The 20,506-nt window shown below is 60.9% G+C and carries 21 protein-coding genes; 4 read left to right on the plus strand and 17 right to left on the minus strand.

The features are described 5' to 3' along the window. Positions 1-789 (minus strand): alpha/beta hydrolase, encoded by a 789-nt coding sequence (locus tag ACA079_RS12670; RefSeq protein WP_497703750.1) that lies wholly within the window; start codon positions 787-789, stop codon positions 1-3. Positions 790-1,243: 454 nt separating this feature from the next. Here ACA079_RS12670 and ACA079_RS12675 point away from each other — a divergent pair, with 454 nt between their 5' ends. Next, positions 1,244-2,188: an aldo/keto reductase gene (locus ACA079_RS12675; protein WP_497703751.1), complete on the plus strand. Its 945-nt coding sequence runs from the start codon at positions 1,244-1,246 to the stop codon at positions 2,186-2,188. Between the two features lie 18 nt (positions 2,189-2,206). Here ACA079_RS12675 and ACA079_RS12680 read toward each other — a convergent pair whose 3' ends face one another. Then, on the minus strand, positions 2,207-2,887 hold the full coding sequence (locus ACA079_RS12680) for a glutathione S-transferase family protein (RefSeq protein WP_497703752.1): 681 nt from the start codon (positions 2,885-2,887) through the stop codon (positions 2,207-2,209). 148 nt (positions 2,888-3,035) lie between these two features. Here ACA079_RS12680 and ACA079_RS12685 point away from each other — a divergent pair, with 148 nt between their 5' ends. Continuing rightward, entirely contained in the window at positions 3,036-3,407 is a 372-nt protein-coding gene (locus ACA079_RS12685; protein WP_497703753.1) for a nuclear transport factor 2 family protein, read from the plus strand. A gap of 45 nt (positions 3,408-3,452) precedes the next feature. Here the strand turns inward: ACA079_RS12685 and ACA079_RS12690 are convergent, their stop codons facing one another. Continuing rightward, on the minus strand, positions 3,453-4,844 hold the full coding sequence (locus ACA079_RS12690) for an aldehyde dehydrogenase family protein (protein ID WP_497703754.1): 1,392 nt from the start codon (positions 4,842-4,844) through the stop codon (positions 3,453-3,455). Between the two features lie 100 nt (positions 4,845-4,944). On the opposite strand from ACA079_RS12690, the gene ptrR reads away from it, so the two are divergent. Next, positions 4,945-5,829, plus strand: a complete 885-nt coding sequence (gene ptrR, locus ACA079_RS12695) for a putrescine utilization regulator PtrR (protein ID WP_415768564.1) — start codon at positions 4,945-4,947, stop codon at positions 5,827-5,829. 35 nt (positions 5,830-5,864) lie between these two features. On the opposite strand, the gene ACA079_RS12700 is transcribed toward ptrR, so the two are convergent. The 4 genes from ACA079_RS12700 to ACA079_RS12715 all read right to left on the minus strand — a co-directional run bounded on the left by ACA079_RS12700 (position 5,865) and on the right by ACA079_RS12715 (position 7,980). Next, positions 5,865-6,326: a MarR family winged helix-turn-helix transcriptional regulator gene (locus tag ACA079_RS12700; RefSeq protein WP_497703755.1), complete on the minus strand. Its 462-nt coding sequence runs from the start codon at positions 6,324-6,326 to the stop codon at positions 5,865-5,867. A 134-nt stretch (positions 6,327-6,460) separates the two neighbouring features. Beyond that, positions 6,461-6,901 (minus strand): Ohr family peroxiredoxin, encoded by a 441-nt coding sequence (locus ACA079_RS12705; protein WP_415768566.1) that lies wholly within the window; start codon positions 6,899-6,901, stop codon positions 6,461-6,463. A gap of 109 nt (positions 6,902-7,010) precedes the next feature. Further along, positions 7,011-7,463, minus strand: a complete 453-nt coding sequence (locus tag ACA079_RS12710; RefSeq protein ID WP_497703756.1) for an Ohr family peroxiredoxin — start codon at positions 7,461-7,463, stop codon at positions 7,011-7,013. A gap of 76 nt (positions 7,464-7,539) precedes the next feature. After that, complete coding sequence (locus ACA079_RS12715) at positions 7,540-7,980, minus strand: Ohr family peroxiredoxin (RefSeq protein WP_497703757.1); 441 nt, start codon at positions 7,978-7,980, stop codon at positions 7,540-7,542. A 237-nt stretch (positions 7,981-8,217) separates the two neighbouring features. Between ACA079_RS12715 and ACA079_RS12720 the strand changes: the two genes are divergently transcribed. Next, on the plus strand, positions 8,218-9,225 hold the full coding sequence (locus ACA079_RS12720; protein WP_497704318.1) for an Ldh family oxidoreductase: 1,008 nt from the start codon (positions 8,218-8,220) through the stop codon (positions 9,223-9,225). Positions 9,226-9,364: 139 nt separating this feature from the next. On the opposite strand, the gene ACA079_RS12725 is transcribed toward ACA079_RS12720, so the two are convergent. The 10 genes from ACA079_RS12725 to ACA079_RS12770 all read right to left on the minus strand — a co-directional run bounded on the left by ACA079_RS12725 (position 9,365) and on the right by ACA079_RS12770 (position 20,462). Then, positions 9,365-10,945: an aldehyde dehydrogenase (NADP(+)) gene (locus tag ACA079_RS12725; protein ID WP_497703758.1), complete on the minus strand. Its 1,581-nt coding sequence runs from the start codon at positions 10,943-10,945 to the stop codon at positions 9,365-9,367. A gap of 204 nt (positions 10,946-11,149) precedes the next feature. Beyond that, the gene (abaF, locus tag ACA079_RS12730) at positions 11,150-12,547 is read right to left on the minus strand and encodes a fosfomycin efflux MFS transporter AbaF (RefSeq protein WP_497703759.1); all 1,398 of its coding nucleotides are present in this window, start codon (positions 12,545-12,547) and stop codon (positions 11,150-11,152) included. A gap of 72 nt (positions 12,548-12,619) precedes the next feature. After that, positions 12,620-13,537, minus strand: a complete 918-nt coding sequence (locus tag ACA079_RS12735) for a dihydrodipicolinate synthase family protein (RefSeq protein ID WP_033056590.1) — start codon at positions 13,535-13,537, stop codon at positions 12,620-12,622. 137 nt (positions 13,538-13,674) lie between these two features. Next, on the minus strand, positions 13,675-14,703 hold the full coding sequence (locus tag ACA079_RS12740; RefSeq protein ID WP_076030925.1) for a trans-3-hydroxy-L-proline dehydratase: 1,029 nt from the start codon (positions 14,701-14,703) through the stop codon (positions 13,675-13,677). Between the two features lie 117 nt (positions 14,704-14,820). After that, positions 14,821-15,543, minus strand: a complete 723-nt coding sequence (locus ACA079_RS12745; RefSeq protein ID WP_008157200.1) for an amino acid ABC transporter ATP-binding protein — start codon at positions 15,541-15,543, stop codon at positions 14,821-14,823. Next, positions 15,536-16,186: an amino acid ABC transporter permease gene (locus ACA079_RS12750; RefSeq protein ID WP_008157201.1), complete on the minus strand. Its 651-nt coding sequence runs from the start codon at positions 16,184-16,186 to the stop codon at positions 15,536-15,538. The genes ACA079_RS12745 and ACA079_RS12750 overlap by 8 nt, the downstream gene beginning before the upstream one ends. Before the next feature lie 10 nt (positions 16,187-16,196). Continuing rightward, on the minus strand, positions 16,197-16,862 hold the full coding sequence (locus tag ACA079_RS12755; RefSeq protein ID WP_008157202.1) for an amino acid ABC transporter permease: 666 nt from the start codon (positions 16,860-16,862) through the stop codon (positions 16,197-16,199). Further along, entirely contained in the window at positions 16,855-18,633 is a 1,779-nt protein-coding gene (gene lhpI / locus ACA079_RS12760; protein ID WP_497703760.1) for a cis-3-hydroxy-L-proline dehydratase, read from the minus strand. Before lhpI ends, ACA079_RS12755 begins: the two co-directional genes overlap by 8 nt. 10 nt (positions 18,634-18,643) lie before the next feature. Further along, on the minus strand, positions 18,644-19,462 hold the full coding sequence (locus tag ACA079_RS12765) for an ABC transporter substrate-binding protein (RefSeq protein ID WP_497703761.1): 819 nt from the start codon (positions 19,460-19,462) through the stop codon (positions 18,644-18,646). Positions 19,463-19,712: 250 nt separating this feature from the next. Beyond that, positions 19,713-20,462, minus strand: a complete 750-nt coding sequence (locus tag ACA079_RS12770; RefSeq protein WP_497703762.1) for an AraC family transcriptional regulator — start codon at positions 20,460-20,462, stop codon at positions 19,713-19,715. Between the last annotated feature and the right edge of the window lie 44 nt (positions 20,463-20,506).

The raw sequence follows: 20,506 nt of genomic DNA on the forward strand, positions 1-20,506 counted from the left end.
TTACAAACCATCACCCAACACCTTGAGGTACTCGGGACTCTCGGATATCGAGTTGTGCCCCGTGCCTGGTATGACCTTCAGCGACGCCACCCCCTTGGCGAAATGCGTGAAGAGCCGCTCGGTGCTGGAACGCGGTATCACTTCGTCGTGCTCAGCCGCGATCAACAGCGTCGGCACCGTGATGTGGGCGGCGTACTTCCAGGATTCAAAGGTGTCCTTGAGCAACCACTTCACCGGGAAGATGGGGAACTGCCGGGCGGCGAGTTCTTCAACACTGTTGTAGGGCGTTATCAGCACCAGACGCGCCGCCGGGCGTTGGCTGACGAGGCGCACAGCGACGCCCGAGCCCAGGCTGCGACCGACCACCGTAATGTGTGGATGGGTGGCGTAGACCAGGTCAAACAAGGTCATGGCGTCGCGCGAAATCATCTCCTCGGAGGGCGATCCGGAACTGCCACCGTAGCCTCGGTAGTGCAGCAAGTAGAGGGCTTGATCGGCAAAGGCTGCGGAAAACGAAGGCAGGCTCCGGGAGACGTCCTCGGCATTTCCACCGAAATAGATCAACGCGTTCGGCCCCTCGTGCGGCCTGACGGACACCAGCACCTGAGCGTCGTCGACGGACAACGTGAGCAGCGTTGCCGAGGTGCCGACAGCGCGCGGTTGCGGGAAGTAGATGAGGGCACGCTGGAACACAAACAGTGCAGCGCACAGCGCCAGATACACAACGGCGATGATGACGACGATTGACACCAGGATTCGTGGCATTCGGCTAACTTTAGTGGGCGGCATTGACGGCTCTGGCCGGAAGACGGTTATCGCTTGATCGCTGTCAGAGTGTAGTAGACCGATAGCGCGACGTACCGGGAGGGGCAGCCATGCCCATCGCTGTTAAATGGCTCAACGTTCTGCCCAGCGAAAGAGTGGCGCTGAGGCTAATGCCAGTCAGTTAAGCCGCAACGCGATCCTTGTAGCAGCTGGCGAAGCCTGCGTTCGGCTGCGCAGCAGTCGTAAAACCTGAGTTTGCGGTCTTCCTGAAACACCGCATCGTCTGATTTCACGACCGCTGCGCAGCCGAACGCAGGCTTCGCCAGCTGCTACGGATTGTGTCGTTCCTTAACTGATTGGCATTAGGCGCTGAGGCTGGGCTTCGTCGGTAGCTATGCTGATGTGGCCAGTCTCGTGCGTGCTGCGTGAGAAGTGCTGTGGACCGTGGCTGACAGCAAAAATGTGGAAGGGCAATTCCATGAGCCACACTGATGGGTACACGCGTCGAAAAATACTCACGCTGGCTGCCGGTGCTTCGGCGGTTTTCACCTTCGATCCGGCTTTTGCAGCATCCACGCCGTCGACCGAAACAGGAGGCAAGAACATGCTGACCCGGGCCATTCCATCCAGCGCCGAACTACTACCGATCGTTGGGCTGGGCACGTATCGCGGTTTTGATGTCGAGCCTTCAAGTCCCGCCTACAAGCAGTTGCCTGCGGTGCTGCGCGCGTTGTTCGAGAAGGGCGGGAAGGTGATCGACAGTTCGCCGATGTACGGTCGCGCCGAACAGACGACCGGTGAACTGCTGTCGATTCATGAGCCGCGCTCGCCGGCCTTTCTGGCCACCAAGGTGTGGACCCGTGGCCGCGAAGAAGGCATCGCGCAGATGGAACAGTCCTTCAAACTGCTGCAGACCGACCGGATCGACCTGATGCAGATTCACAACCTGCTGGACTGGAAAACCCATCTGCCGACCTTGCGCAAATGGAAGGAAGAAGGGCGTATTCGTTACATCGGCATCACCCATTACACAGCGTCGGCGTATGACGAGGTGGAAGCGGTGCTCAAGGCCGAGCCGTTGGACTTCTTGCAGATCAACTATGCCCTGGACGATCGTGGCGTCGAGAAACGCATTCTGCCGCTGTGTCGCGAACGCGGCGTGGCGGTGATCTGCAATCGGCCCTTCGGCGGTGGTGATCTGCTCGCCCGCTTGAAGGACAAACCGTTACCGCGCTGGGCCGCGGATGTGAGGGTCAATAGCTGGGCGCAACTGGCGCTCAAGTTCCTGCTGACGCATTCGGCGGTGACCTGCGTGATCCCCGGCACCGGCAACCCGCGTTACATGGCGGAAAATGCCGGGGCAGGTTTCGGTCCGATGCTGACGGGGGCGCAGCGCGAGCAGTTGATTGACGTGGTGGGTTAGGCGAATTGTCGAGGCCTGTCAGGTGTTGTCCGGCGCCTGGCGAAATCGCTCCGGGATGGCCTCTTCAAATGGATAAAACGAAAACCAGGGCCTGGCTTCGTCGATGACCCGCTGGACGGACGGTCTGCTCATCAGCCTGTCGAAATAGGCTTTCAAGTGACCGTAGTCGTCGGGAAACGGCTCAAGCGTACTGGCATAGAAAAGTGCCGGGGCCGCGGCGCAATCAGCCAGGCTGAAATCATCACTGGCGAGCCAGATTCTGGAGGCCATCTGGTGGTCGAGCATGCCGTACGTCGTCTGCAGTGTGGAACGTTCTCTGCTCAAATCGCCGTGAGTACCGCGCAGGCGATCAAACACAATCTGCTGTAGCGGGTGCTGGAGATAGTGGTCGCAGACACGGTCCCACAGACGGACCTCCAGCGCGGTGTCCCAATCGCTGGGAACGAGTGGATGTTCACCGGCATAAAATCGGTCCAGGTATTCGATGATGATCGTGGTCTCCGCCACGTTGCGCTGGCGAGCGTGGTCGCGGATGACCGGGAATTTGCCGAGCGGCCACAGCGCTTGCAGCTCTGCTCTGTCTGCATCGTTGGCGAGATCGATGATCCGCTTCTCGAATTCGACAGCGTTTTCATAGAGCGCGATGAGCACTTTGTGGCAGAACGACGACAGCGGATGGTAGTAAAGAGTCAGCGACATCTCTCAGCTCCTCGAAAGGCAAGTGACCCCCATCATCATAGTCGCCCGTCCGGGACGGTTAAGCGCGCGGTGCTAGACTTTCAGGGTGGGATGGATGATCGAACAACCTGATCCGGCGGTGCGATGGTGAGAACGCTGGAGGTATGACATGACGACTCAACTGCTGGCTAAAGAACACATCAACGTGGTGGTCCGCAATTATGTAGAAGGCATGGTGTTCGCTGATGAAGCCTTGCTGCGACAGGCCTTCCATCCTTCTTGCCGCATCATTGGTCATTACGAAGGAAAGCTTGAATGGGCATCCCTGGAGGAATTTATCAGTGCGATCAAGGCTGAGGGGCCGGCAGCCAAAGAGGTCAAACCGTTTTGGGAAGTGCTCAGCATCGATGTCTCGGGTGATGCCGCCGCGGTAAAAGTCACTGATGATTATCTCGGCATGCGATTTACCGATTATCTCTCGCTACTGAACATCAATTACCGCTGGATGATTGTGAACAAGCTGTATTACCTGAACGAATAGCGCGTGAGCCCGGGAGCCAAAAAGCTCCCGGGCTTCGTTATGCAATCAGCGCCGATCCAGCCACACCGTCTGGGCATTGCAGAACTCGCGCACACCGAAATGCGAGAGTTCACGACCAAAACCGCTTTTCTTCACACCACCGAAGGTGACACGCGGATCGGAGGCGCAATAGCCATTGATAAACACGCCACCGGTTTCCAGTTCACCGGCCATCTGCTCGGCAAGCTCGACGTTGCGTGTGTAAATGGTTGAGGCGAGGCCGAATTCACTGTCATTCGCCAGTGCCAATGCATGCGCCGCATCGCGCGCCGTGATGATCGAGGCCACCGGGCCAAACAGCTCCTGTTTGAACGAGGTCATCTGGTCGGTGACATCAGCGAAGACAGTGGGCTCATAAAAATTGCCAGGGCCTTCAGCCTTCTTGCCGCCCATCAGCAACGTCGCGCCTTCTTCCAGGGTGTCGCGCACCTGTTGATCCAGTTCATCACGCAGATCAAAGCGGGCCATCGGACCGATGTAAGTGTCGGAGGCCAGTGGATCACCGACCACCAGTTTTTGCGTGGCTTCGACGAACTTGCGCGTGAATTCCTCGACGATGCCTTGCTCGACGATCAAGCGTTTGGCCGCCGCGCAAACTTGCCCGGTGTTCTGATAACGGCCAATCACGGCGGCTTTGACCGCTTCGTCGAGGTCGGCATCGTTGAGCACGATGAACGGATCGGAGCCGCCCAGTTCCAGCACACACTTCTTCAACGCCGCACCGGCTTGAGCGCCGATGGCCATGCCGGCTCGCACGCTACCGGTGAGGGTCACTGCCGCGATGCGTGGATCGGCGATCGCGGTGGAGACGCCGTCCGGCGTGACATTGATGACCTCGAAGACACCTTCGGGGAAGTCGGCTTGCTTGAAGGCTTCCCGCAACAGATAAGCGCTGCCCATCACGTTAGGCGCATGTTTGAGCACGTAGGTGTTGCCGGCGATCAACGCTGGAACCGCGCCACGCAGGACCTGCCAGATCGGGAAGTTCCACGGCATTACCGCGAGAATCGGGCCAAGCGGGCGATATTCAATGCGCGCTTTTCCACCTTCCACCAGCGTCGGTTCAGCGCTCAACATCGCCGGGCCGTGTTCGGCGTACCACTCGCAGAGTTGCGCGCACTTTTCGATTTCGCCGCGGGCCTGAGTGATCGGCTTGCCCATTTCCAGGGTGATCATATTCGCCATCGCGGCGGCGTTGTCGCGCAATGCCTGCGCCAGGGCGATCAACAACTGCGAGCGTTGATCAACCGGTTTGCTGCGCCAGGCGCGGAAGCCGGCAGCGGCGCGGGACAGGGCGGCGTCCAGTACCGATGCGGATTCGAAAGGGTAGTGGCCGATCTGCTCGCCGTTGGCGGGGTTGATCGAAATGGCATGGGTGAGGCTGGAAACTTGAGTCATGGCACCGTCCTGCTAGGTGGGGATGCGCTCAGGTTACGGTGGCGTTTGTTTTCTGGAAACTGAATAATACTGAGCATATCGTTCACGTTTGGAGAGTGCCTTGGATCTGGTTCAGCTGGAAATTTTCAAAGCCGTCGCCGAGCACGGCAGCATCAGCGCGGCGGCTCAGCACATCCACCGGGTGCCGTCGAACCTGACGACGCGGATCAAGCAACTGGAGCTGGATCTGGGCGTGGACCTGTTTATCCGCGAGAAGAGCCGCCTGCGCCTGTCGCCGGCCGGCTGGAGTTTCCTCGACTATGCCCGGCGCATCCTCGACCTGGTTCAGGAGGCACGGGCGACGGTGGCGGGCGAAGAACCACAGGGTTCGTTTCCCTTAGGGTCACTGGAGAGTACCGCTGCAGTGCGCATCCCTGAGCTGCTGGCCGCGTATAACCAGAAGCACGCCAAGGTCGAGCTGGACCTGTCCACCGGGCCTTCGGGGACCATGATCGACGGGGTGTTGTCGGGACGATTGGCGGCAGCGTTTGTCGATGGACCGGTGCTGCACCCGGCACTGGAAGGCGTGCCGGCGTTTGAGGAAGAAATGGTGGTGATCGCACCGCTCAACCATTCCCCCATCCATCGTGCGCGGGATGTTAATGGCGAAAACATCTATGCCTTCCGCTCCAATTGTTCCTACCGCCATCACTTCGAAAGCTGGTTCGCCAAGGATGCGGCGGTGCCCGGCAAGATTTTCGAAATGGAGTCCTATCACGGCATGCTGGCGTGCGTCAGCGCTGGTGCTGGCCTGGCGCTGATGCCCCGCAGCATGCTCAACAGCATGCCCGGATGCACCACCGTGAGCGTCTGGCCGCTATCGGAATCGTTCCGCTATTTGCGCACCTGGCTGGTGTGGCGCCGCGGAACCGTGTCGCAAAGCTTGACCATGTTTGTGCGCTTGCTGGAGGAGCGTGGGGTGGTGCGGGATGACGTGGCGCGCTAGTTCGCGCGCGAGAATGTCCAGATCGACGTGCCGGCTTATTCCCCGGCTTTCGTCGACTTGATCAGATTGTTGCGCAGCTTCACGATCGACTTTTGCATGGTCGTGAACTCATCGAGTGTCAGGCCCGTCGCGTCGGCGAGGCCCATTTCCGGTTGGCTTTCGCGCAGCTGTCGACCGTTCTTCGTCAGGCTGATCCGCACCTGGCGCTCGTCCTCGGGATCGCGCTGCCTTTGCAAAAAGCCCATCGCTTCCAGCTTCTTCAGGATCGGGGTCAGCGTGTTCGATTCCAGAAACAGCTTCTCGCCCAGGCTGCCGACGGTCTGATCGTCTTCCTCCCACAGCGCGACGATGGTGATGTATTGCGTATAGGTCAGCCCAAGCTGCTCGAGTATCGGCTTGTAAGCTTTGCCGAAGGCCAGGTTGGTGGAATAGACCGCAAAACACAGGAATTCGGATAGCTTCAGGTTGTCGGGGGCGGCGTTGTCGGTGGATTTCATGTGCATCCTCGTTGGCCAAAGACGGATGGCTCGCAAAAAAACGAAATATACCTCGTATGCGATTGTGTCGGAACGACTCTAACTGACGGTGGCGACCGGTTCGACGGCGAAAGTCGAACCGGTCGTACGGTGCATCACGCTGTCAGGGCGTTGATGACCACGTCGATATTGCCGCGCGTTGCCTTCGAGTACGGGCAGATTTGGTCTGCGGCGTGCGCCAGCTCCGTCGCGACGTCTTGCGTCAAGCCTGGCACGCGAAGAGTCAGCCGGGCCTGGAGGAAGTAGGCCGGACCGGTCTGGCCCAGATCGACCTCAATATCAATGGCCAGATTGGGCGGCAGCGTCACCTTCATATTTTTAGCCGCCAGTTCGACGGCAGCGGTGTAGCAGGCCGACCATGCGCCGGCGAAAAACTGCTCTGCCGTTGGGTGCGGAACAATGGCTGCGAACTCGTGTGCCAGTCTAGGGTTTCCAGGCGACGAGAGCTGGATGGAGAGGCCGCGGGAAGAGTTGTCACCGTCGCTGAACGTCGTGTGGGTTTTGCCTGTGGCCAGGACTTTTTCGATCTTGCTCATGGTTGAGTCCTCAACGTTTTGTTGGGTTTGTAATTCGCATGCGCTTAAAGCGCATACGATATAAGTGGCGTATCGACCATGCCGATCGATAGCAACGCCGCGCGGTGCGTCATGCCGTGAGGACGTTCAGGGCCACGTCAATGTTACCCCGCGTCGCTTTCGAGTACGGGCAGATTTGATCGGCGGTGTGCGCCAGTGTCGTCGCGATGTCGTGGGACAAACCCGGCACGCGCAGGGTCAATCGAGCCTGAAGGAAGTAGGCCGCACCGGTCTGACCCAGATCGACTTCGATATCGACGGACAGATCCGACGGCAGCACCACGTTCATCTCACCGGCCACCAGCCCGACGGCGGCGGTGTAGCAGGCCGACCAGGCGCCGGCGAACAGTTGCTCGGCAGTCGGGTGCGGCTGGGTGGCGGCGAACACGTGGGCTGGCTTGGCGTTGCCGGGCGTCGACAGGGTGATGTCGAGGCTGCCGTCATGGCCGCGCGAGGTGTTGCCAGCGTCGCTGACGGTGGTGTGGGTTTTGCCGGTGGCCAGTACTTTTTCGATCTTGCTCATGATGATTTCCTAAGTTTTTACTGTTTTCGTATGCGCTTATATCGCACGCGACATATTTAATGGATTAAAGCGATCTTCACGCCGTCAGGACGTTCACTGCCACATCGATGTTGCCCAGCGTCGCTTTCGAGTACGGGCAGAGTTCGTGTGCGGCGTGCGCCAGTGCGGTTGCGACGTCGTGTGCCACGCCCGGCAAGCGGACAAAGAATCGAGCCTGAAGGAAATAAGCCTGACCGGTCTGGCCAAGATCGACCTCGATGTCGACGGACACATCGGCCGGCAGCACCACCTTTTTCGCCTTGGCTATGTGTTCGATGGCGGAGATGTAGCAGGCCGACCATGCACCGGCGAACAGTTGCTCGGCGGTCGGGTGCGCTTGGGTGGCTGCGAACACGTGGGCCGGTTTTGCATCACCTTGCGACGACAGCTCGATGTCGAGGTTGCCGTGGGCACGGGTCGCATCGCTGAACGTGGTGTGGGTTTTGCCGGTAAACAGTACTTTTTCGATCTTGCTCATGGAATGAATCCTCAACGTTTCAATAGGTGGTGTTTGTCTGTCGCATACGTTTGTATCGTATGCGATGTAAATAATATTCGCGCAGAGCTCGATCGCTGTCAAGGGGTGGTGTGCGGCCCAGCCGACGAATGGTCGGGTTGCCGGGGTATGCCGAATTCGTCGTCGACCGGGCCTAAAGCGATCAAGCCGTGGCGTCTTGAATGGGCCAGTCTGGACGGTCTGTTCAAGGAGTTGATGATGAAACGACTGTCCCTGGCCGAAGCTCGCGAGCTGGCCGAATCGATCTTGCTGCACAACGGTTTCAACCTTGCCCACGCTCAGGCGGTGGCCGCCACGGTGATTGCCGGCGAGCGCGACGGCTGCGCCTCCCACGGTTTGTACCGGGTTCTGGGATGCGTGAATTCGCTCAGGGCCGGCAAGGTGGTGGCCGATGCCGAGCCACGGGTGATCGACCAGGCCCCTTCGATTGTGCGGGTCGATGCGGCGGGTGGTTTCTCCCAGTTGGCGTTCCAGGCCGGTCTGCCATTACTGGAGGAGAAAACCCGGGCAAACGGGATTGCGGCGCTGGCGATCAATCGCTGTGTGCATTTTTCCGCCCTGTGGGTCGAGATCGAGCAGCTGACGGCTGCCGGCCTGGTGGCGCTGGCGTGTAATCCCAGTCATGCCTGGGTCGCGCCGGCGGGGGGCAATCAACCGGTGTTCGGCACCAATCCCATTGCGTTTGGTTGGCCGCGTTCGGGCAAGGATCCGTTTGTGTTCGACTTCGCTACGAGTGCGATTGCCCGTGGCGAGATCGAGTTGCATCGACGCGCCGGCAAAGCGATTCCTGAAGGTTGGGGTGTGGATGCAGATGGGCAGCCGAGTACCGATGCGAACGTGGTACTCGATGCCGGCGCGATGCTGACGTTCGGTGGGCACAAGGGCTCGGCGCTGGCCGCAATGGTGGAGTTGATCGCCGGGCCGTTGATTGGTGACCTGACCAGTGCCGAATCGCTGGCCTACGACGCGGGCAGCAAGTCGTCGCCGTACCATGGCGAGCTGATCATCGCCCTCGATCCGCGACGCTTTCTCGGCGAGGCCACCGAGCAGCACCTGGCCCGTGCCGAAGTCATGTTCCAGAGCATACAAGGGCAGGGCGCACGCTTGCCGTCGCAACGGCGTTACGAGGCGCGAGCGCGCAGTTTGGTGGAGGGCGTGCAGATTCCCGAAGCCTTGTACAACGACTTGAAGGCACTGCTGGATTGAGTGAAGCGGGGAGCCCGGTCCTCCTGTGGGAGCGAGCTTGCTCGCGATGAGGCCATCAGATTCAACATCTTCGTTGACTGACGCGGCGCCATCGCGAGCAAGCTCGCTCCCACAGGAGGTCGCTGCTCATTAAGTGGTTTTACAGCGGTTCGCGATGGCTGTTGCCGTCCACCAGACGGGCGATGCCCAGCGGATTGGCGTTTTGCAGCGCCTCGGGCAGGAGCGCATCCGGGCAGTTCTGGTAGCACACCGGACGCAGGAAACGCTCGATGGCCAAACTGCCGACCGAGGTGCCACGGGCATCGGAGGTCGCCGGGTAGGGACCGCCATGCACCATCGCATCGCAGACTTCGACGCCGGTCGGGTAGCCGTTGAACAGCACCCGGCCGACCTTCTGTTCAAGCAGCGGCAGCAGTTCGCTATGGGTTTGCAGGTCTCCGGCTTCGGCAATCAGCGTGGCCGTGAGTTGACCGTGCAAGCTCTGCAATGCCCGTTGCAGTTCGGCCTTGTCGGCCACTTCCACCAACACCGTGGTCGGGCCGAACACTTCTTCCTGCAACAGAGGATCGCCATTGAGCAGCAGGCTGACGTCGGCCTTGAACAGCTGCGGCTGGGCCTGCTTGCCCTGTTGTTCGCGGCCAGCCAGGTGGCTGATGTGCGGATGCGCCCACAGCGCCTGCACGCCCTTGGCGTAACTGGTTAACGTGCCAGCGTTGAGCATGGTTTGCCCCGGCTGGTCGGCCATTACCGCGCTGAGCGATTCAATAAATGCGCTGAATTCAGGGGAGCGAATGCCGATCACCAATCCGGGGTTGGTGCAGAACTGGCCGCAGCCGAGCACCACTGACGCGGCGAGTTCGCTGGCGATTTTCTCGCCCCTCTGTTGCAGGGCTTCGGGCAGTACCAGCACCGGATTGATGCTGCTCATTTCGGCGAACACCGGAATCGGCTGAGGCCGTGCGGCGGCCATGTCACAGAGGGCGCGTCCGCCCTTGAGCGAGCCGGTAAAACCCACCGCCTGGATCGCCGGATGCTTGACCAACGCTTCGCCGACACCCGCGCCGTAGATCATGTTGAACACACCCTTGGGCATGTCGGTTTGCTCGGCGGCGCGGATGATTGCATCGGCCACGAGCTCGGCAGTCGCCATATGCCCGCTGTGGGCCTTGAACACCACCGGGCAACCGGCGGCCAGGGCGGCAGCGGTGTCGCCACCGGCGGTGGAGAACGCCAGCGGGAAATTGCTCGCACCGAACACCGCGACCGGGCCGACGCCGATCCGGTACTGACGCAGATCCACCCGTGGCAGCGGCTGACGTTCGGGCAAGGCCCGGTCGATGCGCGCGCCATAGAAATCACCACGGCGCAGGACTTGAGCGAACAGGCGCATCTGACCGCTGGTGCGACCGCGCTCACCCTGAATACGCCCGGTTGGCAGCGCCGTCTCGCGGGTGACCAGGGCAACGAACTCATCGTCCAGCGCATCCAGTTGCGCGGCGATGGCCTCGAGAAACTCCGCACGGCGGCTCGCCGGCAAGTTGCGGAAGGCCGGGTAGGCTGCCGCCGCGGCCTGGGCGGCGGCGTCGACTTCCTCAATGGTGGCTTGCGTGAATGCATAGGGCAACGCTTCACCGGTGCTCGCGTCATGGCTTTGCACGGTGATGTTGCCGACGGCACTGCGCGCACCGCCGATGTAGTTGTGGCCGATGATGTGGGGCATGAATAACTCCTGTCGGAATGTGAAGCTAAATACGTTGCCAGGTGCAGCGCATGACCTGTAGCAGCTGCCGAAGGCTGCGTTCGGCGGCGAAGCCGTCGTAAAACCATGCAACGCCGTGTCTCAGTCACACCGTATCGCCCGTATTGACGACCGCTACGCGCTCGAACGCAGCCTGCGGCAGCTGCTACAGGTTGCGTATTGAGGTCAAGCCAGAGAATCACCCCGACGTGCGGTGGCGGTTTCGGCGGTATCCAGAGCGGCAATGCGCGCAGCCGATTCGGCATCCACCAGATGCAGCGACTTACCACGGGTTTCTCGAGTCAAACCGACGGCGACGATGGAGATCAACGCGGCGCCAACCAGGTACCAGGCGATCGGTGTCGAGCTGTGGTACTTGTTGAGCAGGGTGAGGGCAATCAGCGGCGCCAACGAGCCGGCGAAGATCGGAGCCACCTGGTAGCACAGGGACAACGCGGTGTAGCGCACGTGGGTCGGGAACATTTCGGCCATCAGCGCCGAGTAGGGCGCGTAGGTCATCGACTCGATTGCCAGGCCCAGGGTGATTGCCCCGATGATCAGCCAGTTGTTGCCGGTGTCCATCATCGGGAAGCCGATGAAACCCCAGAACGCGGTGAGGATCGCACCCGTCAGGTACACCGGTTTGCGCCCAACCAGGTCGGACAGATAACCCATCAGCGGGATCATGAAGAAATGCAGCAGGTGCGCGCCGCACATCAGAAACAGAATCTCTGAGGTGTCCTTGTGCACCACCAGTTTCAGATAGGTAATCGAGAAGGTTACGACGGTGTAGTAGAGAATGTTCTCGGCAAACCGCGCGCCGATACCGACCAGCACCGCACGCCAGTGATGACGCAGCACTTCGACCACGCCCAATTGTTGTTGCTTGTTTTGCGCCTGACGGGCCTGGGCCTCCTTGAAGATCGGCGCGTCATCGACGCTGGTGCGAATCCAGTAGCCGATCAGCACCACCACCGCCGAGAACCAGAACGCTACACGCCAGCCCCATGCGAGGAATTGCTCTTCCGACAGGTTCGATGACAACAGCAGCAACGCGACGGTCGCCACCAGGTTACCGGCTGGCACACCGGCTTGCGGCCAACTGGCCCAGAAGCCTCGGCGATTGTCCGGGCAGTGTTCGGACACCAGCAAAATTGCACCACCCCATTCACCGCCGAAAGCGAAGCCCTGGATCAGCCGCAGCAGCACCAGTAACACGGGCGCGGCGTAGCCGATCTGGTCGAAACCGGGCAGGCAACCCATCAGGAATGTGGTGATGCCGACCACCACCAGGCTCAATTGCAGCAGGCGTTTGCGGCCGAACTTGTCACCGTAATGACCGAACACCAACCCCCCCAATGGGCGGGCGAGAAAGCCGACGGCATACAGGGCGAAGGCGGCGAGGATGCCATCGATCGGGCTGTCGGTCTGGCGAAAGAACAGCTGGCCGAAGACCAGTGCCGAGGCGGTGCCGTAGAGAAAGAATTCATACCATTCGGCGACGGTGCCGGCCATGGCGGCAGCCACGACACGTTTAAGTCCCGAGGGTGTGGTTGCGCGGGAGGTGCTGTGAGGATTGGGCATGCTGACGTTTCCTGTAGAGGCACAAAGACAGGCAGCCGGGCCGGGTCCGCACGGGACCCGCCCGGCAATCACTCAGAGACCGACGTCCGGCAGTTCCGGACGATTGGCCAGGGCCTTGGCCATGATCTGCTCGACGAAAACCCGATCGGCTTCCGGCAGGGCCAGGCGTGGCGGACGGGTCAGGGCGCTGCCGCGACCGGCGATGGCTTCGCACAGCTTGATGCACTGCACCAGGTCGGCACGGGCGTCGAGGTGCAGGATCGGCATCAGCCATTCGTAGATCGGCATGGCTTCGGCGAAGCGACCGGCCTTGGCCAGGCGGAAGATGGTTTCGCCTTCTTTCGGGAACACGTTGGACATGCCCGAGACCCAGCCTTCGGCACCCACGGCGATGCTTTCCAGCACCACGTCATCGAGGCCGGCGAACAGCACAAAACGGTCACCCACTTCATTGCGCACGTCGATGAAACGACGGGTGTCGCCGGAGGAATCCTTGAAGCACACCACGTTGTCGCAGTCGGCCAGGGAAATCAGGATGTCCGGGGTGACGTCGTTTTTGTAGATCGGCGGGTTGTTGTAAACCATCAGCGGTACGTCGGCGTTCTTGGCCACGTAGCGGTAGTGCTCGGCGGTCTCGAACGGCTTGGAGCCGTAGACCAGCGCCGGCATCAGCATGACCCCGTCGACACCGACCCGGCGCACAGCGTTGGCGACTTTGGCCGCTGCGATGCTGGTGAATTCAGCCACGCCACAAATCACCGGCACGCGACCGCGGGAAGCGTCGACCGCGACTTCAGTCACAGCGATTTTTTCTTCGGCGGTCAGCGAGGTGTTTTCCCCCACCGAGCCGCACACCACCAGGCCCGACACGCCGTCACGGATCACGTTGGAAATCACCTGGTGGGTTTTTTCCAGGTTGATGGAGAAGTCGTCGTTGAATTGAGTGGTCACCGCGGGGAAGACGCCACTCCAGTTAATGCGCTTGCTCATTGTTGCCTCCGGTTCGTTAATTGTATTTCGTATACGATATTGCAAGTGAAAAGACTCGGCCAGTGCTTTTTTCAGTTACGAGGGGTTTTTACTAGCCGTTTGTCAGAGTTTTTTGGTGAGGGTTTGTAAGGTTGTGCTCAGGCCCCAGGCCAGGTGTCAGACAGTCGATAGCCTTGTGGCCACGGATCGCTCGGATCGAGCAGCAATTGATGGGTGCCGGTGATCCAGGCTCGACCGGAAATGCACGGGTAAATCGCCGGGCGTCCGGCCACTTCGGTCAGCGAATCGATGCGGCAGTGAAACTCGGAGCCGATGATCGAACGGCCGATAAAACGTTCGCCGACCTGCATCAAGCCCTTGGCCTGCAGCACCGCCATGCGCGCCGAGCAGCCGGTGCCGGTCGGCGAACGGTCGATCTTGCCGGGTTGAATCACCACCGCGTTGGCGCCGGTGGCGATGCCATTTTCATAGACGAGGGGAGCGGCGATCTGGCAGAAGGAAATGTGCGACCACTCGGGGTTCAGTGGATGGACGAAGCCCAGTTGTTCATTGGCGGCGCGGGTGATTTTCAGCCCGACTTCGACCAGCTCGGCCGCTTCATCAGGACGAATTGAAAAGCCCAGGCGCTTGGCGTCGGCGATCACAAAACTGTCGCCACCGTACGCGGTGTCGACCTGCAATGAGCCGACGCCTTCGACTTCAATCCAGGCGTCGAGGCGGTCAGCGAAGGAGGGTACGTTTTTGATTTCCACCCGTTCGACCTTGCCGTCACGGCAGTCGGCCACCGCTTCGATCAGCCCGCCTGGGGCTTCGAGCACTAGCCGGGTTTGCGGTTCGGTCATTGGCAGGATGCCGCTGTCGAGCAACACGGTGGCCACGCACAGCGAGTTGGAGCCGGACATCGGCGGAGTGTCGGCCGGTTCCATTATGATCCAGGCCATCTGCGCCCGAGGATCCTTGGCCGGCACCAGCAGGTTGACGTGGCGGAACACGCCGCCGCGCGGCTCGTTGAGCACGAAGTTGCGCAGGGTCTGATCCTTGGCAATCCAGCGCGACTGTTCCCACACCGTAGCCCCGGGCGGTGGTGCAACGCCGCCGACGATCACGTCGCCGACTTCGCCTTCGGCGTGGCAGCTGACTACATGGATGACTTTCGATGAGCGCATTGTCTGCTCCTTGTTTTGTCTGTTAGGGCCTCATCGCGAGCAAGCTCGCTCCCACACTGATTTTGTGTACACCACCAAACCCTGTGGGAGCGAGCTTGCTCGCGATGGGGCCATTAGTTATTTCACCGATTTCAGGAACGCCGCAGTTTCCGCATGCACCGGATTACCGATGACCTGATCAGGCGAGCCGATCTCATGCACCAAACCATTACGAAAAAACGCCACGCGGTCGGACACATCGCGGGCGAAGCGGATTTCGTGGGTCACCAAAACCATGGTCATGCCGTCTTCAGCGAGCATGCGCATGGTGTCCAGCACCTCGCCTACCAATTGCGGATCGAGGGCCGAAGTGGCTTCGTCGAACAGCATGTAGTCCGGCGACATGGCCAGGGCGCGGGCGATCGCCATGCGCTGTTGCTGGCCGCCGGAGAGCTTGCCGGGAAAGGCCTTGAGCTTGTCGCCCAGACCAACGTGAGTCAGTTGTTTAACCGCCAGTTCCTCGGCTTCTGCCTTGCTCTTGCCCAGCACTTTGCGTGGCGCCAGCATCACGTTTTCCAGCACGGTCAGGTGAGGGAACGCGTTCCATTGCTGGAAGACGATGCCGATCTTCTGCCGCAGACGGTTGAGGTCAGTGGCGCTGTGATGGACCTCGACACCGTCGACGCGGATGTTGCCTTTCTGGATCGGTTCCAGGCCGTTGATGCACATCAGCAGGGTCGATTTTCCCGAGCCGGAGCCGCCGATGATCGACACCACCTCGCCCTTGTTCACCGTCAGGTTGACGCCCTTGACCACTTCGAGGTTGCCGAAGGATTTGTGTACGTTGTCGATCTCAATCATTTTCTTGCCACCTTCTTTCCAGACGAGCGCCGAGGCGAGCGACCACCAGGCTCATGACGTAGTAGATGAGGCCCGCGATGCACAGCACCAGCAGCGGTTCCTGAATGCGGGTCACGATGGTTTGCGAGGCGCGCAGCAGTTCGACGATGCCGATCCACATCACCAGCGCGGTGTCTTTCATGACGCTGAGGACCAGGTTCAGCCAGCCGGGAAAGGCCACCCGCGTGGCCATCGGCAGAACGATCCAGCGCAGGTCCTGCAGGAAGCTCAGGCCCAGCGAGCGACTGGCCCGGCGCACAGTGAACGGCACCGAAAGCACGCCGCTGCGCACGATCTCGGTGAAGTACGCGGCGGCGTAGACCCCGAGCACAATGCAGCCAACGCTGAAAGCGCTGATGTTCAAACCGACGATGCTTTTCAACGAGTTGAACAACACAAACTGGATCAGCAACGGCACGCTGCGAAACACGTCCAGCACCCAGGCCAGTGGCAGGCTGGCGCGCGGCAACAGCGCCCGCAGCAAGCCGAACAGCAACCCGGCGAAGGAGCCGAGGATGATCGACCAGAACGTGAGTTTCAGAGTGACCCAGGCGCCATCAAGCAAGAACAACAGGTCATTCCAGGAAAAACTGGTGGTCAACATGGTCTCCTCCTCAGTAACGGAACAACCGCCAGGCCATCAGCCGGGCGACGGCGACGATCGCCTTGGCAATCAGGTAATACAGCGCCGCGGCGATGGCGAAATATTCGAAGGTGCGGAACGTCTTGACGTTGTAGTCCTGGGTCACGCCGGTGAGGTCATTGTTCAGCCCGACGATCACCCCAAGCGACGTCATCAAGACCGCCCAGACCATCTGGTTACTCAACGGGTAGAAGACGATTCGCAGCAGCTGCGGGACGATAATCATCCGGTAAGCCTGAAAGGCACTCATGCCCAGCGATCGCGCGGCGCGCACTTGCGTACCCGGCACAGCCTTGAGGCCGCCGCGAAAGTTTTCCGCCAGGTAACCGGCGTTGTTGAAGGTGATCCCGGCCAGCAGCGCGAACCATGAGCTGACATGCAAATCCAGCGAACCGAGGCCGAAGTAGAGGACGTAGATCTGGAACAGCGACGGGGTGTTGCGGGCGATCGATACCCAGCCGTTACCGATGCCGCGCAACAACGGCTGTTTGGTTTCGCGCATCACCGTCAGGGCCAGGGCGATCAGCACGCCGAAGATCATCGACAGCGCGGCGGTCTCGAAGGTGACCCAGGCGCCGGCGAGCATGTCCGGCAGGGCGCGCAGGGTCGCGCGCCATTGGAAGGTGTAATCAAACATGCGCGGGGCTCTCCAGAGAGGCGGCCGATTGCAGCCAGGCCGGCAAACGACCACTGGCCGTGGCGCTGCAGGCGGCATCGACACATTCGGCGAGGTTGGCGAAGTGCACCTTGCGGCCCACCAGGCCGGGTGCGTAATGGGCGTACTTGCCCGAGTTGGTCATCAAGGTTTTGGCAGCCAGCGGGATCACCGGCTCGCCGAGCATGCACCAGCAGGTATCGGTGACCAGCGTCGCGCCGAAGGCTTCGATCGCCGCGATATGCCCAGCCTCGCGGGCCTGCTCCAGCACCGCACGACCACAGGTGATGGCAAGCACCACCTCGGGGTGTTTGTGTCGACCCCGGCACAGCCGCGCCAGATGCGCGAATTCGCTAAGAGAGAAATGCGGGTTGCCCAGCGAGACCACATCCACCCGGTTGTCGCGGGCGCTGTTGAGCTCGCGCCAGCTGAGCAGCAAATCCTTCAGGCAGATTTTTTCCACCGGCAGATGGGCATCCGCCTCCAGCACCTGCGTCGGGTCGAGTGCTTCCGGAGTCACCCCGGCGATATGGAACAGCGGCGCGGCGGAGGTAGTTGCGAAAGCGGCGCCGAAGGCTTTCAAATCGTCCAGGCTCGGCTTGCTCTGTTCCAGCCCCAACACCAGCGGAATCCGGCTGCCGGCCAAGGCACCGATGTGGTAACCGAGCAGCGGGTAGAAGGCATCGTCCAGCTCGTGCAAAACCGGCAATTCGATTTGCAGTCTCGCTTTACGTTGCGCGTCCAGATGGCATCCGATCAGGGGCGCGCGGCCAGTCAGGGCGATGCAGATATCCAGGTAGTCCGGGTATTTCAGGGTGCGTGCGCCGAGCACGCTGTTGGCATACACCACGGCGTTGGATTCGGCCCAGACGATTTGCTCGCCGGCCTTCGGCGCGCTGTCGAGCAAGTAGGGTGCGCAGGTGAAACTCAGCTGTGCGCCCATCGCCATGTACGCATCGCCCAAGGCACTGGCCGGTACACCGAGCGCCGGATCAATGCCCAACTCGCGCCAACGGCGCTGGTCGACGGAAATCGAATTGAGAGTGGTTGGCACCCGTACTTTTGCTCCCCACTGCACTAACTGTTCAGCAAAGCGCAGGCTCGCGGGTCCGGTATAAATGCAGCCGTCGATGTGCGCCTGGGTGACGTCCACCAAGTGGCGGGCGCCTTGCAGTTCAGCCATGCGCAGGACGATCTGCATGGCCACTTGGGTGGCTTTGCCATGATCGCCGTCGAGCAGCGCCTGATCGTGTTCGGTGAGTTCGATAGCGGTGATTTTTTCTGCGGTCTGCAACGGACTGTCGAGTGCCTGCCAGGCATCGCCCGGCAGGTGTTCGAACAGGGTCACCATTGAGGCTTCGACCCGAGCATAGGCCTTGCCGCGCAAGGCGGCGAAGGCCTCCCGGCCGATGCACAGCACCGGCAGGGAACGCTCGAAAATGGTCTGTGCCACGAGCACGCCCAGGGTCAGGATCTCATCGGGTTCGGCCAGCACCAGCGCGGCCGGCGCATGACCGTTGCTGATCAATTCCATCAGCACACTGCTGCCGGTGCACGAGCCGCGACCACTGGGAATCGCCAGCACTCGACCGGCCAGATGTTCGCCGCTCAGTGGGTGGTGACGGTCGATGATCTCTCCACTATATGGATCGACCCCGCCCCAGAAACTCAGCCCGACATCGGCGAACAGCAAGGCGCCTTGTGCGGCGCCGGCGACCAGGCTGCGACCGGTCAGAGAGGTTGGCCTAGGCATGCCGGACACCTCAGTAATAGACCTTGGGCACGGTCAGGTCGGTGGGTGAAATTTCGGTGCCGACCCATTTGGTGAACAGCTCGTTGTAGCGGCCGCTGCGCACCTGCTGATTGACGAACAGATTGAGGTAATTGAGCAGACCATATTCGCTGCGCTTGGCGCCCAGGGACACGTAGTCGATGGTGTACGGCGCGTTACCGGCGATTTTCAGGTTCTTGTATTTGCCCGACTTGATCGTCGCAGCGGCCACGGTGTTGGTGACCACAGTGGCGTCGATGTGACCTTGGGCGACCGCCAGCAGCGTGTCGTTCTGCGACTGATAGGCGCGGAAGGTGCCTGTGCCCCAGTTCTTCACGTCTTTTTCCAGTGCGATGGCTTCATAGGTGCCGCTGGTGTTGCCCAAGGCTTTGCCTTTGATATCGGCGAAGCTGTTGATGCCGGTGTTATCGCGGGTCAGCACCACCATCTGGAAGGCGAAGTACGGCACGGTGAGGCCGACGGTCTTGGCCCGTTCAAGGGTGTCGGAGGTGGACGCTACGATCACGTCGGCACGCCCGGAGACCAGCGCCGGAATTCGATCGGGGAAGGGCGTTTCAACCACTTCGGCGTCGACCCCGAGGATCTTCGCCAGGTCGTGGCAGTAGTCCACATCGAAACCGGCCGGGTTGTTACCTGCATCGCGAAAACCCATGGGTGGGAAGTCCAGGGTCACGGCGCAGCGCAGCTTGCCCGAGCCAATAATGTCGTCGAGCTTGTCGGCCTGTGCGGTGGCGATAACGGAAGTACTGAGAACAGCGCTGAGGGCTACGGCAAATGCGGGGTTTTTCATAGAGGCCTCGTTGTCGGAAAGTGCTGTTGGATATCGTATTGTGAATTTCGTATACGATATGTGATTAGCAATGAGCGTGCCTGTTTCCGAACGGAGGCGAGAATTATTCGCCAAGCCTTGAGCTAAAGGTCTTACAAGATTGTGGGAATAGGGCGTAGGAGAAGTACGCCTCGGCGGGCCGTATCAGGTGGTGTTACAGAAGGGAGCAGTGGGAACGCCGGGCGCCCCTTAAAGGAACACTCGCCCGGGTTCAGCGACGGCTTTCGCGATACTGACTTGGCGCCAGACTGGTCAAGGCACGGAACTGCCGACTGAAGGCGCTGTGATCGGTGTAACCGCAGCGCAGGGCGATCTCGGTGATCGGCAAGTCGGTGTGCAGCAACAACCGGGAGCCTTCTTCCAGGCGCGCCTTGTGAATCATCTGCCGTGGGGTGAGCTGGAACACCCGTTTGCAGTGGCGCTCCAGTTGCGCCACGGAAAACCCGGCGATCGCGGTCAGTTCGGCAAGGCTGATAGGGCGGGCGAAATGCCTGCGGATATGCGCGTCCACCGCCGCGAGTTTCTGGAACGCCGGATGGCTGGACTGTGGCGCTTGTAGGTCGCGGGAGATGCCGGCCAGGCCAACGATCTGACCTTGCAGGTCGCGCAGCGCGAGTTTGTGGGTCAGGCACCAGACCGGCTGGTTACCGTAATACAGATGCAGTTCGAGTTGATCAGCCAGTTCGCGGCCGGTGGACAGCACTCGCCGATCCTGCTCGGTGTACAGCGGGCCGAAGCGCTCGGGAAAGACCATGTCGGCGGTGCGCCCGAGCAACTCGTCACTGTGTTTGAAGCCGCAGCGCCGGGCCAGGGTCTGGTTGACGAAGGCGTAGCGGGCCTCGCTGTCCTTGATGAAAAACACCACGTCCGACAGGGTGTCGAGCAGCGCCGCGATCGGCTGCAGACTGCTCAGCAGGGTCGGCAGGTCGCAGGGTTTGAAGGTAGTGAGGGAGGCATACATGGCGCTGGGCGTCTGGAGGCAATGCCCGGGATCATAAAGACTCG

This window comes from Pseudomonas sp. LBUM1645 (assembly GCF_059716185.1).

Excerpts from the sequence above, each read along its gene's own strand:
- ACA079_RS12690 (WP_497703754.1), bottom strand. The coding sequence starts at position 4,844 with ATGACTCAAGTTTCCAGCCTCACCCATGCCATTTCGATCAACCCCGCC.
- ACA079_RS12750 (WP_008157201.1), bottom strand. The coding sequence starts at position 16,186 with ATGTTGACCACCAGTTTTTCCTGGAATGACCTGTTGTTCTTGCTTGAT.
- ACA079_RS12765 (WP_497703761.1), bottom strand. The coding sequence starts at position 19,462 with ATGAAAAACCCCGCATTTGCCGTAGCCCTCAGCGCTGTTCTCAGTACT.
- lhpI (WP_497703760.1), bottom strand. The coding sequence starts at position 18,633 with ATGCCTAGGCCAACCTCTCTGACCGGTCGCAGCCTGGTCGCCGGCGCC.
- ACA079_RS12770 (WP_497703762.1), bottom strand. The coding sequence starts at position 20,462 with ATGTATGCCTCCCTCACTACCTTCAAACCCTGCGACCTGCCGACCCTG.
- ACA079_RS12700 (WP_497703755.1), bottom strand. The coding sequence starts at position 6,326 with ATGAAATCCACCGACAACGCCGCCCCCGACAACCTGAAGCTATCCGAA.
- ACA079_RS12720 (WP_497704318.1), top strand. The coding sequence starts at position 8,218 with ATGAAACGACTGTCCCTGGCCGAAGCTCGCGAGCTGGCCGAATCGATC.
- ACA079_RS12725 (WP_497703758.1), bottom strand. The coding sequence starts at position 10,945 with ATGCCCCACATCATCGGCCACAACTACATCGGCGGTGCGCGCAGTGCC.
- ACA079_RS12745 (WP_008157200.1), bottom strand. The coding sequence starts at position 15,543 with ATGATTGAGATCGACAACGTACACAAATCCTTCGGCAACCTCGAAGTG.
- ACA079_RS12670 (WP_497703750.1), bottom strand. The coding sequence starts at position 789 with ATGCCGCCCACTAAAGTTAGCCGAATGCCACGAATCCTGGTGTCAATC.
- ACA079_RS12685 (WP_497703753.1), top strand. The coding sequence starts at position 3,036 with ATGACGACTCAACTGCTGGCTAAAGAACACATCAACGTGGTGGTCCGC.
- ACA079_RS12715 (WP_497703757.1), bottom strand. The coding sequence starts at position 7,980 with ATGAGCAAGATCGAAAAAGTACTGTTTACCGGCAAAACCCACACCACG.
- ACA079_RS12680 (WP_497703752.1), bottom strand. The coding sequence starts at position 2,887 with ATGTCGCTGACTCTTTACTACCATCCGCTGTCGTCGTTCTGCCACAAA.
- ACA079_RS12675 (WP_497703751.1), top strand. The coding sequence starts at position 1,244 with ATGAGCCACACTGATGGGTACACGCGTCGAAAAATACTCACGCTGGCT.
- ACA079_RS12755 (WP_008157202.1), bottom strand. The coding sequence starts at position 16,862 with ATGTTTGATTACACCTTCCAATGGCGCGCGACCCTGCGCGCCCTGCCG.
- ACA079_RS12740 (WP_076030925.1), bottom strand. The coding sequence starts at position 14,703 with ATGCGCTCATCGAAAGTCATCCATGTAGTCAGCTGCCACGCCGAAGGC.
- abaF (WP_497703759.1), bottom strand. The coding sequence starts at position 12,547 with ATGCCCAATCCTCACAGCACCTCCCGCGCAACCACACCCTCGGGACTT.
- ACA079_RS12710 (WP_497703756.1), bottom strand. The coding sequence starts at position 7,463 with ATGAGCAAGATCGAAAAAGTACTGGCCACCGGCAAAACCCACACCACC.
- ACA079_RS12705 (WP_415768566.1), bottom strand. The coding sequence starts at position 6,901 with ATGAGCAAGATCGAAAAAGTCCTGGCCACAGGCAAAACCCACACGACG.
- ACA079_RS12735 (WP_033056590.1), bottom strand. The coding sequence starts at position 13,537 with ATGAGCAAGCGCATTAACTGGAGTGGCGTCTTCCCCGCGGTGACCACT.